The 16,082-nt window shown below is 71.4% G+C and carries 11 protein-coding genes; 5 read left to right on the plus strand and 6 right to left on the minus strand.

Annotated elements, in window-relative coordinates; all coding sequences use genetic code 11:
- Both ABZ915_RS01545 and ABZ915_RS01550 read right to left on the minus strand, forming a co-directional pair.
- Positions 1-1,293: an ABC transporter substrate-binding protein gene (locus ABZ915_RS01545; protein ID WP_361793952.1), complete on the minus strand. Its 1,293-nt coding sequence runs from the start codon at positions 1,291-1,293 to the stop codon at positions 1-3.
- Between the two features lie 14 nt (positions 1,294-1,307).
- Positions 1,308-3,437 (minus strand): glycoside hydrolase family 27 protein, encoded by a 2,130-nt coding sequence (locus ABZ915_RS01550; protein WP_361793955.1) that lies wholly within the window; start codon positions 3,435-3,437, stop codon positions 1,308-1,310.
- Between the two features lie 280 nt (positions 3,438-3,717).
- On the opposite strand from ABZ915_RS01550, the gene ABZ915_RS01555 reads away from it, so the two are divergent.
- From ABZ915_RS01555 to ABZ915_RS01575, 5 genes are all read left to right on the plus strand, one after another.
- Positions 3,718-7,785: a discoidin domain-containing protein gene (locus tag ABZ915_RS01555; RefSeq protein ID WP_361793958.1), complete on the plus strand. Its 4,068-nt coding sequence runs from the start codon at positions 3,718-3,720 to the stop codon at positions 7,783-7,785.
- 12 nt (positions 7,786-7,797) lie between these two features.
- Positions 7,798-8,226, plus strand: coding sequence for a HEAT repeat domain-containing protein (locus tag ABZ915_RS01560; protein ID WP_361793961.1), 429 nt, complete (start codon positions 7,798-7,800; stop codon positions 8,224-8,226).
- A 285-nt stretch (positions 8,227-8,511) separates the two neighbouring features.
- Positions 8,512-8,775 (plus strand): hypothetical protein, encoded by a 264-nt coding sequence (locus ABZ915_RS01565; RefSeq protein WP_361793964.1) that lies wholly within the window; start codon positions 8,512-8,514, stop codon positions 8,773-8,775.
- Between the two features lie 59 nt (positions 8,776-8,834).
- Positions 8,835-9,044: a hypothetical protein gene (locus ABZ915_RS01570; protein ID WP_361795861.1), complete on the plus strand. Its 210-nt coding sequence runs from the start codon at positions 8,835-8,837 to the stop codon at positions 9,042-9,044.
- Positions 8,945-9,490, plus strand: a complete 546-nt coding sequence (locus ABZ915_RS01575) for an MBL fold metallo-hydrolase (RefSeq protein WP_361793967.1) — start codon at positions 8,945-8,947, stop codon at positions 9,488-9,490. The genes ABZ915_RS01570 and ABZ915_RS01575 overlap by 100 nt, the downstream gene beginning before the upstream one ends.
- On the opposite strand, the gene narI is transcribed toward ABZ915_RS01575, so the two are convergent.
- The 4 genes from narI to ABZ915_RS01595 are packed head-to-tail and all read right to left on the minus strand — an operon-like array spanning position 9,445 to position 15,899.
- Positions 9,445-10,146, minus strand: coding sequence for a respiratory nitrate reductase subunit gamma (gene narI / locus ABZ915_RS01580; protein ID WP_361793970.1), 702 nt, complete (start codon positions 10,144-10,146; stop codon positions 9,445-9,447). The two genes, ABZ915_RS01575 and narI, sit on opposite strands and share 46 nt — an antisense overlap.
- Positions 10,146-10,661 (minus strand): nitrate reductase molybdenum cofactor assembly chaperone, encoded by a 516-nt coding sequence (narJ, locus tag ABZ915_RS01585; protein WP_361793973.1) that lies wholly within the window; start codon positions 10,659-10,661, stop codon positions 10,146-10,148. The genes narI and narJ overlap by 1 nt, the downstream gene beginning before the upstream one ends.
- The gene (gene narH, locus ABZ915_RS01590) at positions 10,658-12,286 is read right to left on the minus strand and encodes a nitrate reductase subunit beta (protein ID WP_361793976.1); all 1,629 of its coding nucleotides are present in this window, start codon (positions 12,284-12,286) and stop codon (positions 10,658-10,660) included. The genes narJ and narH overlap by 4 nt, the downstream gene beginning before the upstream one ends.
- A gap of 1 nt (position 12,287) precedes the next feature.
- Entirely contained in the window at positions 12,288-15,899 is a 3,612-nt protein-coding gene (locus ABZ915_RS01595; protein ID WP_361795759.1) for a nitrate reductase subunit alpha, read from the minus strand.
- Positions 15,900-16,082 lie beyond the last annotated feature (183 nt).

The following is a 16,082-nucleotide window of genomic DNA, read 5'->3' on the forward strand; positions in this document are numbered from 1 at the left end:
TCAGGCCTTCCAGATCTTCTCGGCGTCGCGCTGCCAGTTGGTCAGGATGGACCCGATGTCCTTCGGCTCGGCCATGAACTTGGTCAACGCGTTGTCGGCGGTGGGCTGAAGGGCGTCGCTGGAGTCGCGGTTGAAGAACTGAGTGATTTCGGCGGCGGCCTCGATGTGCTCGCGGCCCTTCTTCACCAGGGGCGTGCCGGCGTCCTTGGCGTCGGGGTGGCAGGGCAGGGTGGTACCCGACGAGCCGCTGATGTACAGCTCCTGCGCCTCGGCGGTGGCCAGGTAGCTCATGAAGTCGAAGACCGGGTCGCGGCGGCCGGTGCGGGCGCTGACGAAGTAGCCGTCGACGGGGGCCTCCTCGGCTAGCGGGACCTTCGCGTCGATGACGGGGAAGCGGAAGAAGTCGATGTCGTCCAGGGCGCTCTTGGGTGCGGCGTCGGCGAAGAAGGTGCCGATCAGCATCATGCCGGTGCGGCCGTTGAGCACACTGGTGGTGGCGTCCTGGAAGGCGATGGCGGTGCCGTTGGGGTCGAAGTACGGCAGCACCTCCTTCCAGCGGTCGAAGACCTTGTGCACCTCCGGGTCGTCGAACCGGTGCTTGCCCGCGAGGAGTTCGCGGTGGTACTGGGCGCCGTTGATGCGGATGTCGAGGTAGTCGAACCAGGCCGAGGCGACCCAGGGGGTGTTGCCGCCGGCACCGATGCCGATGGGGGCGACGCCCTTGCTCTTGATCTTGTCGCACAGATCGAGGTATTCGTCCCAGGTCCTGGGCTCGCTCACGCCCCACTTCTTGAAGTTGGACTTCCGGTAGAACATGCCCCACCAGTAGTAGTCCTGGGGCACGAATACCTTCTTGCCGGCACTGGACGTGCACAGCGTGTGCAGTGCCTTGGAGTAGCGCTTGAGGTCCGGGGAGGAGTTCCACACCTCGTCGAGGCTGAGCAGCAGGTTCTTCTTCGCGTAGGCGTCCGCCACCGAACCGGGGTACCAGGTGTACACGTCCGGCGGGTTGGCCGAGGTGAGGTACGTCGGCAGCTGGGTGCGGAACGTCTCGGCGGCGATCGTGTTGAGCGTGACCTTCTTGCCGGACTTCTGCTTCTCGTAGGCGGCGACGAGGTGTTCCATCGCGGTCTTGGCCTGCGGGGCGGAGATGTTGGACTGGAGGGTGACCGCTCCCTTGGAGGAGCTCTTGCCGGAGGAGGCGGAGGTGACGCAGCCGCTGAGCAGCGCCGTCGTCCCGACGGCTCCGAGTCCGGCGAGAAGCCGGCGTCGGCTGGGCTGGAGGTTGACCATGATCGATTCCTAATTTATTTGAATTGGGTCCGGTGCACGTAGCCGTCCACTCCGCGGTACACCGCGTCGATGGCTCCGCCCGGTCCGGCGACCGCGCCGAGCGCACCGTCGAACGCGGCGCTCGGGAACTCCTGCCGTTTGCTCCACCCCTGCCAGGCACTGTCGGCGTACTGCTGCTGCCAGAGCGTGTAGTCGGCGGCCCGCGCGTACAGCAGCGCCGAGTCCCCGACGGCGACCAGGGTCGGACTGCCGCTGACGGTCCCGCCGAGGGACGTCCATGACGTCCACTGCCCCGTCGTGTCCCGTGACCGGGTCCACACGTCGTCGGCGGCTGTGCGTACGGCGACATGGACGCGGCCCTGGCTGTCGACGGCGGCGGACGGACGGCCGTATGCCGTGCGGTCACCGGGTGCGCCCAGCGACGACCAGCCGGACGCCGGCCCGCGCTGTGCGACCGTGCCGTCGGAGCCTCGCGCGAACAGCGTCCAGTGAGTGGGGTCGGTGAAGGCCACGGACGGTGCGTCGGTCAACTGTCCGGCCAGGCTCTGCCATGGGCCCCAGCGTCCGTCGGTGAAGGCCCGCCGGTAGGCACGGGAGTCGGCGCCGCGCACGAAGACGTCGATCCGGCCGCCCGCGGAGGCGTACGCGGCGGGCTGGCCGAGGATCCTGCCCTGTGCGGGACCGCCGAGGTCCTTGGCCTCGCCGTCGGCCTTCTCGACGAGCGAGCCGTGCGGCCCTCGGAAGAAGGTGGTCAGCGTGGAGCCGTCGCGTACGACGGCCGGGCTCGCCGTGGCCGTCGCGCCCAGGTTCGTCCCCGGCAGGGCATCGGTGCCGGTCAGCTTCAGGAACGCGGTGCCGTGCGCCGGGACCTCGACGGTGTACGACCCCGTGTGCGTGCCCCGGTCGGCGCGCGCCCGCAGGTCACGGACCTGCACCGGGCCGCCGAGGCCGGTGTCGGCGAACCGCACGGTCCGCTCGGCGGGCTGGTCGGAGCGGTTGAGCAGCACGACCGTGCGCCGCCCGTGCCCCTGGAGGACCTTGCTGTACACGTCGCCGGTCGAGTCCGTGGCCACCCGGACGCCCTGGACGGCGAGGGGGTCCTGGTCGACAGCGATGATCTCCGGGTTGCGGAGCGTGCCGATCATCGCGTCGGACAGGGTGCGCGGGTCGGAGCCGATGACGAGCGGTGAGGCCATCTCGGCCCACATCACGAGCTGGGTGGTGGACTCCTCCTGCGTCAGCTCGTACGAGCCGTCGGTCATGCGGCGCATCGGGATCAGATAGTCCGGGTCGTTGTAGTGGCCGGGACCCTGCGCCTCGGGGTGCCAGGCGTTGGCGTCCATGTTGCGCAGCACGTTGGGCCACTCGCCGGCGCTCGGGGTGCCCCAGGCGATGTCCGTGCCGGTGCGCCAGGAGTCCGCGATCGTGGGGGCGTAGGCGTAGGTGTTGTGGGCGTCCTGCTCGGGCGTGTGCGGCAGGCCCCAGTCGTCGGTGAGCGGGTTGCACAGGTTCAGCAGCATCCTGCGGCCGGACTTGGCGACCGCGTCGCTGAACTCCTTGAACGCCGGGCCCGGATCGAGCTTCGCACCGATCCCGCACAGGAAGTCGACCTTGACCGCGTCGATCTTCCAGCCGGCGAACTGCCGCGCGTCCTGCTCGTAGTGACCACGACTGCCCAGACCGCAGCTCCTGCCGCCGTCGTAGGCGCCGGCGTCGGTGTAGATACCGGCCCGCAGTCCGCGCTGGTGCAAGTAGGAGACGAGCGCCGGGATGCCGGAGGGGAAGCGGTCCGCGTTGGCCACCAACCGTCCTTGTGCGTCACGGGGGTTGTCGGCCTGCCAGCCGCCGTCGAGCCAGACGATGTCGTAGCCGCTGTCGCGCAGCCCGCCGGCGACCAGCTTGTCGGCCACGGAACGCACTTCCTTCTCGGTGGGCGCGCCGAGTCCGTAGTAGGTGTTCCAGCCCATGTAGGGCGTGGGGGCGAGGCCGCTGTCGTAGTACGTGGGTGCGCCCTGGTCCTGGGCGGGCCGGGCCGTGGCCGCGGGGGCGGTGGTGACGGCGAGGACGGTCGCGACGGCGGCCGTGGTGGCCCGTCGGCCGAGTCTGTGGCCTGCGGACTTGCGGGTGTGCGGGTGTGAGGTCACGTGCCTCTCCGGGTGACTGGGAAGCAAGGAGCGTGTGACGCGGGCCGCTGCGGGAGGGGCCGGCGGGGTCACGCCGAAGACTGTGGCGCTCGGCCGAAACCCTGTCAATATTAATTCCTAATTTATTCAAACTGAGGATCCGGCCCGGCAGGAAGCCTTGACAGCCCCGTACCGCCGGTGCAGTGTTCGGCAACGTTGTCAAAGCCTCTCGGCAGCGGTGTCCGCCAGCCGCCTCAGTCCGGTCCCATTCCGTGAACGCCCCTGATCGGAGCCGCAGTTCATGTCGGATCAGCCGTCCAGGCCCTCCCGTCGCGCCGTCCTGTCCACCGGCTCCACCCTGCTCGCGGGCTTCGGGCTCGGTACGGCCCTGCCCTCGGCCGCCTTCGCATCCGATTCCGGACAACCGGACCGGTCGGCGGCACCCGGCGACCTCGCGGTCCACCGCCCCGTCTCGGTGTCCTCCACCGACTACGCGCCCACCCCCGGCGAGTTCGCGGTCGACCGGCTCGACGCCGTCGGGGTGCGCGGTACGGGATGGCGTGCCGGGTCCGGCGATCCCCAGTGGATCTCCGTGGACCTCCAGGCCCTGTGCGAGGTCGACGCGGTCCGCCTCGTCTTCGAGGCCACGGCCGACGACCCGCCGTACGTCGACGCGCCCGGCGGCAACCCCCGGGACAACACGACCGGGCAGGAGATCCTCTCCAGTTGCGCGGTCGGCTTCGTGGTCGAGACCTCACGGGACCACGAGGCGTGGACGACGGTCCATCGCACCGACTCCGGCAGGGGCGGAGTCGTGGAGATCGCCCTGCCCGAGCCCGTCACCGCCCGCTGGGTCCGGCTCACCGTGCACAAGCGCTCCAACACCAGCCCGCTCGGGCTCAACGGCTTCCAGGTGCACGGCACCTGCCGCACCGCCCGCCCCGCGGCCACCGGCTGGACGGACTGGGGCTCCCACCACCGCACTCCCCCGGCCCTGAAGGTCGCCGCCGACGGCACGGTGCCGCTGGAGTCGGGCTGGGACCTCACCCTGGACGACTGGGCCGGGGCCGACGGTCCGGCACTGTCCCGGGCCGCGGTGGACACCGGTCGCTGGCTGCCCGCCACGGTCCCAGGCACCGTCCTGGCCTCGCTCGTCGACCAGGGCCGCCTGCCCGACCCGGTCGCCGGCTTCGACAACCTCCACGTCCCGGAGGCCCTGTCCCGCCACTCCTGGTGGTACCGCCGTGAGTTCCGCCTCCCCGAGGAACTGCCCACGGGCGCCGGACGCCATGTCTGGCTGGAGTTCGACGGGGTCAACCACAGGGCCGAGGTCTGGCTCAACGGCAGCGCTGTCGGCGACCTCTCCCATCCCTTCGCCCGGGCCGCCTTCGACGTCACCGAACTCCTCGCCGACGGGGGCGAGCAGGCGCTCGCGGTGCGGATCACGCCGATGCCGTTCCCTGGCAGCCCGGGCGACAAGGGGCCGGCGGGACTGTCGTTCGTCGACGCCGGGGCGAACATGATGAACCGCAACTCCCCCACCTACCTGGCCTCTTCGGGGTGGGACTGGATGCCGGCGGTCCGGGACCGGGCGGCCGGCATCTGGAACCACGTCCGGTTGCGCTCCACCGGCGCCGCGGTCCTCGGCGACCCCCGCGTCGACACCCGGCTGCCCGACCTGCCCGACACCTCCGCCGCCGAACTGACGATCGTCGTCCCGGTACGGAACGCGGACAGCGGGAGCCGGGACGTCACCGTCTCCGCGGCCTTCGACGGGGTACGGCTCAGCCGGACCGTCACGGTCCCCGGCGGCGGTACGGCCGATGTGACCTTCACGCCCGCCGATCACCCCGAACTGAGACTGCGGGACCCCGAGTTGTGGTGGCCGAACGGCTACGGCGACCCGCGTCTGCACCCCCTCACCCTCACGGCCTCGGTCGCCGGCCGGGAGAGCGACCGCCGCACCACCCGCTTCGGCATACGCCAGTTCGGCTACGAGTACGACATGCCGCTCGTCTTCCAGTCCGGCAGCGACGCCTACGCGCAGACCGTGCGGCTCCCCCGCGTCACGGCACGCCACGTCCGCGTCATGTGCCACACCCGGGCGACGAACTGGGGCTCCTCGATGTGGGCCCTGTCCGTGCTGGACAGCTCCGCGCCGGACACCGACCTGGCCCGCGGCAAGAAGGCCACGGCATCCTCCGTCGACGACCTGGCCAACCAGCCCGCCAACGCCACCGACGGCGACGCCGGCACCCGCTGGTCCAGCGCGTACGAGGACGACCAGTGGATCAAGGTCGACCTCGGCGCACCGGTGGCCTTCGACCGCGTCGTCATCACCTGGGAACAGGCCTACGCGAAGACGTACACCGTGCAGATCTCCGACGACGGCGAGAACTGGACGGACTCGGCCTCGGTCGACAACTCGGCGGTGCCGCTGCCGTTCCGTACCGCAGGCGCGGCGAGCCTGCAGAGCGTGGACTTCGGGGCGCGCACGGCCCGGTACCTACGGGTCATGTGCCGTACCCGGGCGACCAGTTGGGGTTCCTCGATGTGGAGCCTGTCGGTGCTGGACAGCTCCGCGCCGGAAACCGACCTGGCCCTTCGCAGAACGGCGACCGCGTCCTCGGTCGACGGCACCAACGAGCCCGCCAACGCCACCGACGGCAACCCGGGCACCCGCTGGTCCAGCGCGTACGAGGACGACCAGTGGATCAAAGTCGACCTCGGCGCACCGGTGGCCTTCGACCGCGTCGTCATCGTCTGGGAGCAGGCGTACCCGAAGACGTACACCATCCAGATCTCCGACGACGGTGACGACTGGACGGACGTCAAGTCCGTCGACAACTCCCCCGTCCCGCTCAAGATCAGTGTCAACGGTGTCCGCGTCTTCTGCCGGGGCGGCAACTGGGGCTGGGACGAGCTGCTGCGCCGTATGCCGGCCACCCGCATGGACACCGCCGTGCGGATGCACCGGGACATGAACTTCACGATGATCCGGAACTGGGTGGGCAGCAGCAACCGCGAGGAGTTCTACGCGAGCTGCGACGAGCACGGGCTGCTGGTGTGGAACGACTTCCCGGGCGCCTGGGGCATGGACCCGCCGGACCACCAGGTCTTCCTCGACCAGGCGCGTGACACCGTCCGCCGCTACCGCATCCACCCGAGCGTCGTCGTGTGGTGCGGTGCCAACGAGGGCAACCCGCCGGGTCCCGTGGACGACGGCATGCGCGCGGCGGTGCGCGCCGAGGCGCCGGGCGTGCTGTACCAGAGCAACTCGGCGGCCGGAATCGTCTCCGGCGGCGGCCCCTACAGCTGGGTCGAGCCCGAGCGCTACTCCTCTCCCACCACCTACGGCAGCGGCGGCTTCGGATTCCACACCGAGATCGGCATGCCGGTCGTGCCCACGGCCGAGACGATGCGCCGGCTCGTCGGCGACGAGCCCGAGTGGCCGATCGGCGGCGCCTGGTACCACCACGACTGGAGCACCAGGGGGAACCAGGCACCGCAGAACTACCGCGCCGCCGTGGAGACAAGGCTCGGCACCGCCGAGGACCTGGAGGACTTCTGCCGCAAGGCGCAGTTCGTCAACTACGAGAACCACCGCGCCATGTTCGAGGCCTGGAACGCCCGGCTGTGGGACGACGCGAGCGGGCTGATGCTGTGGATGTCCCATCCCGCCTGGTACAGCACGGTGTGGCAGACGTACGACTACGACTTCGACGTCAACGGCGCCTACTACGGGGCCCGCAAGGCCGCTGAGCCCCTCCACGTCCAGGCCGATCCGGTGGACGGCCGGGTGATCGCGGTCAATCACACACCCCACGCCGTCAGGGGTGCCACGGTCCGCGCGTGCCGCTACGACCTCGCCGGCCGCCAACTCGCGCCCGAACGCCGCACGTCGGTCGACCTCGCGCCCTCCAGCACGGCAGCCGCGTTCACCCTGGACCCGCTGCCGGGCTTCCACCTGCTGCGTCTGCGCCTGACGGACGCGCACGGTGAACTGCTGTCGGAGAACACGTACTGGCGGTACGGCAAGCCCGACGACATGCGGGCGCTCAACACCGCCGGGCGGTCCCGGGTGTCCGTCGAGGTGACCGCGTCGGACCGCTCGGGCTCCCGGCACAGCGTGACGGCAAGGCTGCGCAACCGGGGCACGTCGGTCGCCGCGATGGTCCGCGTCTCGGTACTCGACGCGGGGACCGGCCGCCGGGTCCTGCCCACGCGGTACAGCGACAACTACCTGTGGCTGCTCCCCGGCGAATCAAGACTCCTCACCGCCTCCTGGCCCGCCGACGCACCGGGCTCGAAGAGGCCGAAGCTCCACATCGAGGGCTACAACGTGCCGGTGGCCACCGCTCGACCATGACGGTAAATCCCTTTGCCGGGCGCCGGCCTGCGCCATGAGGATCCGGCGGTTCGCGCGGGCTGCTGCCGCCTCCTCAACCACCTCGTCGACGCCGAATCCATGGCCGAACTCGTCGCCATGACCGACGATCCCGACGCCCGGGTCAGGATCTCGGCCTTCCACGCCCTGGCCTGCGACCGGTGCAAGGGCGACACCCGCGCACCGGGAGCGGACCGGGTCCTCGAACCCGGGCTGCGTCACCTCGCCGCCCACCCCGACCCGCACGTCAGGAGCATGGCCGCCGAACTCGTCGGCAGGTTCGCCCACACCGATGCCCGCGCCCTCACCGCCCTGGAGACATCCCGCACCCGGGACCCGAGCCCGGCCGTCCGGAAGAAGGCGGGCCGGTACACACCCGGAGGACCCATCTACGAACGGACCGCCCGACTCGGTCCCAAGTAGCGGGAGTGCAGGGGGCGGTTCGGTGTGCAGTATCGATACTGCACTGCTGACGGCTTTCGGCCGGTCCGCTGGGCGCGGCGTGACCGCACTCCGTTCACATGTGCACTAAAATGCGACAACATCCGGGCGGTGCCGCCGCAACCGTGAACTGTCAGGCGCCCAGGAAGCGAGGGATCGCGGCACACCGGGTCTTCACGTCCGCGAATCAGATGATGTCGACTGCCTGGTTGGAGCCGCAACCCGGCGGCCTCGGTCGCCGGGTCTCTACCCCTCAGGGAGGCCCCCGTGTCGAAGTCTTCTTCCGCCGCCTGTGTCGAACCCCGTGTCCCCAGCCCGCGGCGGCTGGGCGGTTCCGAAGCAGTGGTGATCGTGATCGTCATCTGCCTGAGCTCCGTTCTGGCAACGGTCGCCGGGATGACCGTCCCCGACGTGCTGCGCCTGCTGGCGGGAGCCGGCACGGTCGCCGCCCTGGTGATCGGCCTGGTCACCCAGGCACCGCTGCGGAGCCTGCGCCGGCTGCTGGGCGTGCTGCTCGCTCCATCGCTATGAGCGGCCCACGTGGGCGCCGTTGCCGTCCTGGGTGACCTGGCGGCAACGGCCGTTCCCCGATGCCAACCTGCTCCTGCTGCACGGCCGGCAGCGGGTTCGTCGGCCACTCGGAGGAGACCGCCGCCCGGGTCCGCGCGCACGCCGGGGACGTCGGCAGGGATCCCGGCTGTTGCGCGGCCGAATACCTCGACCAGCCGGTCGCCCCGTACACGGTCGACATACCGCTCGACGACGGACGGGTCCTCCGGCTCGGGGAGGCCGACTGGTAGGTCGTCCGCACGCCCGGCCACACCCGGGGCATCTGGCGCTGTGGCAGCCGGACGAGCGGCTGCTGGTGTCCGGCGTCGCGCTGTCGGACTACGACGTCGGCTGGGTCAGCCTCGCCCTCGACGGGCCCGGTGCGGAGGCCACCGCGCTCGACTCGCTGGAGCGGATCGCCGGTCTCGGCCCCCGGGTGATCCTGCCCTCGCACGGGCCGGTGCCCCCCGATCCGGGCGCGGCCTTCGCCACCGCGCTGCGCCGTACCCAGCGCCTCGTCGACGACCCGGCCGGCGCCGTCCGGTACGGCGCGCGGCGCATCTTCGCCTTCGCCCTGATGATCCGCGGCGGGATACCGGCCGGTGAGGTCGAGCCGTACCTGCACGCGCGGGCCTGGTCGATGCGTGTGCCCTATCCCCGCACATGGCCGGAAGGTGCCCGGCCGCGGGAGCGGTAGACGACGTAGGGCCGGGCCGCGTAGGCGAGCGGCGGCGCGAACGCGTGGACGAGGCGGCTGAACGGCCACAGGGCGAAGAGGGCCAGGGCCAGCAGAGCATGACACTGGTAGACGAGCGGGGCGTGCGCCATGGCGGTGACGTCGGGGTCGAGGGTGAACAGGCTGCGGAACCAGACGGCGACACCGAGCCGGTAGTCGTAGGGGTCGGTCACCGAGGAGGCGGTGGCGGTGAGGCCGGCGAGCAGGACGAGGACGAGCAGCGGGTACGTGGCCCGGTCGCTGCGGCTGGTGGCGCGGCGTACGGCGGGTACGCGCAGCCGGCGGTACAGCAGCAGGGCGAGGCCCGTGACGGCCGCGATGCCCGCCGTGCCTCCCATGGCCAGGGCCACGGCGTGGTACTGCTCCTCGCTGATCCTCAGGCGCCGGGTGAGGGCTTCGGGGACGAGCAGGCCCATGACGTGGCCGCCGATGACGAGGAACAGCGCGTAGTGGAACAGCGGGCCGCCGATGCTCAGCAGCCGGGACTCGTGGAGTTGGCTGGAGCGGGTGGTGAAGCCGAAGCGGTCGTAGCGGTAGCGCCAGGCGGTGCCGGCGACCAGCACGGCCAGGGAGAGATAGGGCAGTGCGCCCCACAGCGCGATGCGCAGGTGCGTCATCAGCGGCGTACTCCTTCGTCGAGGGTGGCCCGGACGGCGCGGATCACGTCGAGATAGGGACTGCCCTGGGCGGCGAGGCCGGCGGCGAGCAGGGCGAGGGCGCCGCGGTGCTCGTGCAGCACGGCATGGCCGGCGGCCGGGCAGCGCGCCGCGAACTCCAGGACGGCGGGGAGGTGGTCGGGCAGTTCGCCGTCGGACGGCTCCCAGCCGTACTGCCGGTAGCGGGCCTTGAGCGCGGCGAGCGAGGCGCCTCGGCGCCGGGTGTCACCGTCCGTGTAGTGGGTCAGGTGCAGGGTGCGGCGGCGGCTGCGGTCGAAGGTGCTGACGTACTGGGCCGCCAGTTCGAGCAGCGGAACGTCGGCGGTGCGGCGGCAGAACCGCAGCAGGAAGTCCGTCGCCGGGCCGGACAGCCCGTCGATCGACTCCAGCACCAGGGTGCGGTGGGCCGGCCAGCGCTGGTCGGGGTAGTTCAGGAGCAGGGAGGCCGCCTGGTGGACGGCTCGGTGCTGGTTCATCGCGGCGGCTCGGCCTTCCGTTCGGGGAACAGTCCTCGCGGCCGGCCGTGACCGTTCCAGTTGAGCAGATTGACCCGGCCGCGCAGGCCGGCCCGCGCCCCCGGGTCGGCGTCCTCGGCCGCGGGCACCGGCGGGGTGTGGAAGGCGACCGCCGCGTCCGGGCCGTACATGCCGGGGCCGCCGTCGTGGTCCAGGCTGCAACCCGCGCCGGCCGGCCCGTCCCCGCCACCGGCGACATAGGTGGTGGGAATGACGTACCGCTCCTCGTACTTGGCCAGCGCCAGCAGCCGGTACATGGCCTCGATGGACCGCTCGTCCAGGCCGACGGCCGCGGCGACGGCCGGGTCGCGCTCCTCGCCGAGGTTGATGGCGCGCATGTGGGCGCGCATCGCGGCCAGACGGCACAGCGCGGCCTCCACGGGCGCGGTGTCGCCCGCGGTGAACAGGCCGGCGAGGTAACCGAGCGGGATGCGCAGGGAGTCGATCGCGCCGAAGAGGGCCGCCGGGTCCTCCCCGTCGTGGCCGCTGCGGGCGAGCGCCTCGACCACGGGGGACAGTGGAGGGACGTACCAGACCATGGGCATCGTCCGGTACTCGGGGTGCAGGGGCAGCGCGATGCGGTACGTGGTGATGAAGTCGCGGACCGGGGAGCGGCGGGCCGCCGAGATCCAGTCGTGCGGGATGCCCGACTCCTCGGCTGCGCGCACCACCTCGGGGTCGTGCGGGTCGAGGAAGCAGCCCAACTGCGCTTCGTACAGGTCGCGTTCGTCGGGGGTCGCGGCGGCCTCGCCCACCTTGTCGGCGTCGTAGAGCATGACGCCGAGGTAGCGCAGCCGGCCCACGCAGGTCTCCGAGCAGACGGTCGGCTCGCCCGCCTCGACGCGCGGGTAGCAGAAGGTGCACTTCTCGGCCTTGCCGGTGGTGTGGTTGAAGTAGACCTTCTTGTACGGGCATCCGCTCACGCACATCCGCCAGCCCCGGCAGCGGTCCTGGTCGACCAGGACGATGCCGTCCTCGATCCGCTTGTAGAGCGCCCCGGACGGGCAGACCGCCACGCAGGAGGGGTTGAGGCAGTGCTCGCAGATGCGCGGCAGGTAGAACATGAAGGCCTGCTCGTACTCCAGGCGCACCTGTTCGTTCAGCTGCCGCAGCACCGGGTCGCCCGCCAGGTGATCGGGGCCGCCGCCCAGGTCGTCGTCCCAGTTGGGGCCCCAGGACACGGCGGTGGGGCGGCCGTCGATCAGGGAGCGGGGGCGGGCGGTGGGCAGGTCGTCGCCGAGCGGGGCGGAGATCAGGTTGTCGTAGTCGTAGGTCCAGGGTTCGTAGTAGTCCTGGAGGGAGGGCAGTTCGGGGTTGGCGAAGAGGCGGGCCAGGCGTCGGGCGCGGCCTCCGGTGCGCGGGACGAGCCGGCCCCGGGCGTCCAGGCGCCAGCCGCCCTTCCACCGGTCCTGGTCCTCGTGGCCCCTGGGGTAGCCCTGTCCGGGGCGGGTCTCGACGTTGTTGAACCAGGCGTACTCGGTGCCGGTGCGGTTGGTCCAGGTCTGTTTGCAGGTGACCGAGCAGGTGTGGCAGCCGATGCATTTGTCGAGGTTCATGACCATGGCGATCTGGGCCATGCAGCGCATGTCAGTACTGCACCTCCTGCGCGCGGCGGCGGATCACGGTGCGGGCGTCGCGCTGGTTCCCGGTGGGGCCGTAGTAGTTGGGGGCGAACGACAACTGGGCGTATCCGCCGATGAGATGGGTGGGCTTGAGCAGGATCCGGGTGAGGGCGTTGTGGACGCCGCCGCGCCGGCCGGTGGTCTCGCTGCGGGGGACGTTCACCAGGCGTTCCTGTACGTGGTACATGAACACCGTGCCGGTCGGCATGCGGTGCGAGACGACGGCGCGGGCGACCACGACGCCGCCCGGGTTGACCGCCTCCACCCAGTCGTTGTCGGCCGCGCCGATGGCCTCGGCGTCGGCCACGCTCATCCAGATGACGGGGCCGCCGCGGGCCAGGGTCTGCATCAGCAGGTTCTCCTGGTACTCGGAGTGGATCGACCACTTCGAGTGCGGGGTGAGGTAGCGGACGTCGACCTCCCGCTCGCCGGAGGCGGCTTGCGGTGGAAGGTCCAGGGGCGGCCGGTAGACGGGCAGTTGCTCGCCCAGTTCGGCCATCCAGTCGTGGTCGAGGTAGAAGTGCTGGCGGCCGGTCAGGGTGTGCCAGGGTTTGTGGTGCTCGGTGTTGACCGTGAACGGCGCGTAGCGCCGGTCGGGTGCCTCCTTGCCGGACCACTCGTAGCTGGTGCCGACCTGCACGGGCCGGTCCTGGGTGTCGGCGAAGACGACCCGCCGTTCGTGCACGGCTTCGGCGAGGGCGGCGAACCCGCTGCCCGGTCCGCAGCGTTCGGCGAGTCTCTCGAACCCCTCCGCCGCCAGACGGCCGTTGGTCGTGCCGGACAGGGCGAGGATGGCCTCGCAGAGCTTGACGTCGGTGTCCAGCAGGGGGCGTCCGCGCGCGGGTCCCGAGGCGGCGGTGCCGCAGCGGGAGGCGAGCCAGCGTGCTTCGGGCGCGGGCCGTACGGTGACGCCCTTGACGGTGATCCCGTGCTCCTCGGCGAGCGGGCCGAAGGCGGCGAGCTTGTCGGCGACGGCCGTGTAGTCGCGCTCGACCAGGGTGAAGTGCGGGAGGTTGCGGCCCGGCTCCGGCGGCCGGCCCGCGCGCCAGTCCCGTACCGTGCCGCCGGGCTGAGCGGTCTCGCCCGGGGTGTCGTGCTGCTGCGGCGTGGCCACCAGGTCGTGGGCCGTGTCGAGCCGGCCCGCGGCCAGTTCGCTGAACCTGGCGGCCAGCGTGTGGAAGATCTCGAAGTCCGTCCGGGCCTGCCAGGGCGGGCTGATCGCGGGGGAGAACGCGTGCACGTAGGGGTGCATGTCGGTGCTGGACAGGTCGTGCTTCTCGTACCAGGTGGCGGCCGGCAGCACCACGTCGGCCATGAGCGTCGTCGACGTCATCCGGAAGTCGAGTGCGAGCAGCAGGTCGAGCTTGCCGCGCGGCGGCTCCTCGTGCCACACGAGGTCGTGCGGCCGGGCTTGTGGTGGGGCCTGTTCCGCGGTCGCGTTGTCGCTCGCGCCGAGCAGGTGGCGCAGGAAGAACTCGTTGCCCTTGGCCGAGGAGCCGATCAGGTTGGCCCGCCAGACCGTGAGCACGCGCGGCCAGTTGGCCGGGTCGTCGGGATCCTCGCAGGCGAACGACAGTCGTCCGGCGGAGAGTTGGGAGGCCACCCATGCGTCGGGCTCGTGCCCGCTGCTCCGCACGGCGCGGCCGAGGTCGAGCGGGTTGGCGGAGAAGGTGGGGGCCGAGGGCATCCAGCCGAGCCGCATCGACTGGGCGACCAGGTCGGCGGTGTGCCGTCCGGCGAACAGCCCCTTGCCGGTGGGCGAGGCGAGGGCGTCGGCGGCGTGCGCGTCGTAGCGCCACTGGTCGGTGTGCAGGTACCAGTACGGTGTCCCGGCCATCTGCCGTGAGGGCCGTACCCAGTCCGCGGCCGACTGCAACTGCTGCCACCCGGCGTAGGGGCGCACCTTTTCCTGGCCCACGTAGTGTGCCCAGCCGCCGCCGTTGACGCCCTGGCAGCCGGTGAGCAGCAGCAGGGTGAGGAAGGCGCGGTAGATGGTGTCGGAGTGGAACCAGTGGTTGGTGCCCGCACCCATGACGATCATGCAGCGGCCGTGGGTCTTCTCGGCGGTGTGCGCGAACTCGCGGGCCAGACGCACCACCGAGTCGGCCGGCACCGAGGTGATCGCCTCCTGCCAGGCGGGGGTGCAGGGCTGGGAGGCGTCCTGGTGGCCGGCGGGCCACTGGCCCGGCAGCCCCTCGCGGGCGACTCCGTACTGGGCGAGCAGCAGGTCGAACACCGTGGTGACCCGTCGTCCGCCCAGCTCGCGTACCGGGACACCGCGTGCCGTGGGCGGCCCGCCGTCGAACCGGGGCAGCAGCACGCAGACGGAGTCGGCGTCGGCGTCCGCACCCGTTCGGTGCAGGGTGAGCTGCGGCTCGACGTCGCCGAGGTCGAGGTTCCAGCGTCCCTCGCCGCGCTTCGACCAGCGGTCGCCCAGGGTGCCGTTCGGCACGACCGGGCGCCCGGAGCCGGCGTCGAGGAGCACCGGTTTCCATGCGGCGTGCTCGTCGTCCTCGTCGGGTCCGAGCATCGCGGCCGTGACGAACTTTCCCGGGACGAACACGCCGTCGCGCTCGTCGAGTTCGACCAGGAACGGCAGGTCGGTGAAGCGCCGGACGTAGTCGGTGAAGTACGGCACCTGCCGCCGCACGAAGAACTCGTCGAGGATCACATGCCCCATGGCCATCGCCAGGGCTCCGTCGGTGCCCGGGTGCGGGTGCAGCCACTCGTCCGCGAACTTGGTGGCGTCCGCGTAGTCCGGGGAGACCACGACGACCTTCTGGCCCCGGTAGCGGGCCTCGGCCATCCAGTGCGCGTCCGGCGTCCGTGTCACCGGCACGTTGGAACCCCACAGCATCAGGTACGCGGCGTCCCACCAGTCCCCGGACTCGGGTACGTCCGTCTGGTCGCCGAACACCTGCGGCGAGGCGATCGGCAGGTCGGCGTACCAGTCGTAGAAGGTGAGCATCGGCGCGCCGATCAGGGACATGAAGCGGGCGCCCACCGCGTGCGAGGCCATGGACATCGCCGGGATCGGCGAGAAACCCGCGACCCGGTCCGGGCCGTGGGCGGCGATGGTGTGCACATGTGCGGCGGCGGCGATCTCCAGGGCCTCCTCCCAGCCGACGCGCACGAGGCCGCCCTTGCCCCGCGCCGACTGGTAGCGCCGCCGTTTGCCGGGGTCGCCGGTGACCTCGGCCCACGCCGCCACGGGATCGCCGAGCCGCGCGCGGGCCTCGCGGTACATCTCCAGGAGGACGCCTCGCACGTGCGGGTGGCGCACGCGCGTCGGCGAGTACGTGTACCAGGAGAAGGACGCGCCGCGCGGGCAGCCGCGCGGCTCGTACTCGGGCCGGTCGGGGCCCGTCGAGGGGTAGTCGGTCTCCTGGGTCTCCCAGGTGATCAGGCCGTCCTTGACGTACACCTTCCACGAGCACGAGCCGGTGCAGTTCACGCCATGGGTGGAGCGGACGACCTTGTCGTGGGCCCAACGCTCCCGGTAGGGAGCGTCGTTGACGCCCTGATCGGTGCGGAAGACCGCCCGCAGATCAGGTGTGGTCTCGGTCCGGCGCAGCATGCTTCCCGCTCGCAGCAGTTGATCGGCGGCCAACGCCGCCACTCGTTCCGCTTCCCGTCGGGCACCGCGCCGTCCCACCGTGCTCACTCCCTCTGCAGTCGGTACATCACGCAGGCCCCGACGGCCCAGACCGTCGGGGCCTGCGTTCCGCTGCAAGCGTCGAGCACGGTGACGCTACGAGTA

The organism is Streptomyces sp. NPDC046915 (assembly GCF_040644935.1).
Classification (GTDB): domain Bacteria; phylum Actinomycetota; class Actinomycetes; order Streptomycetales; family Streptomycetaceae; genus Streptomyces.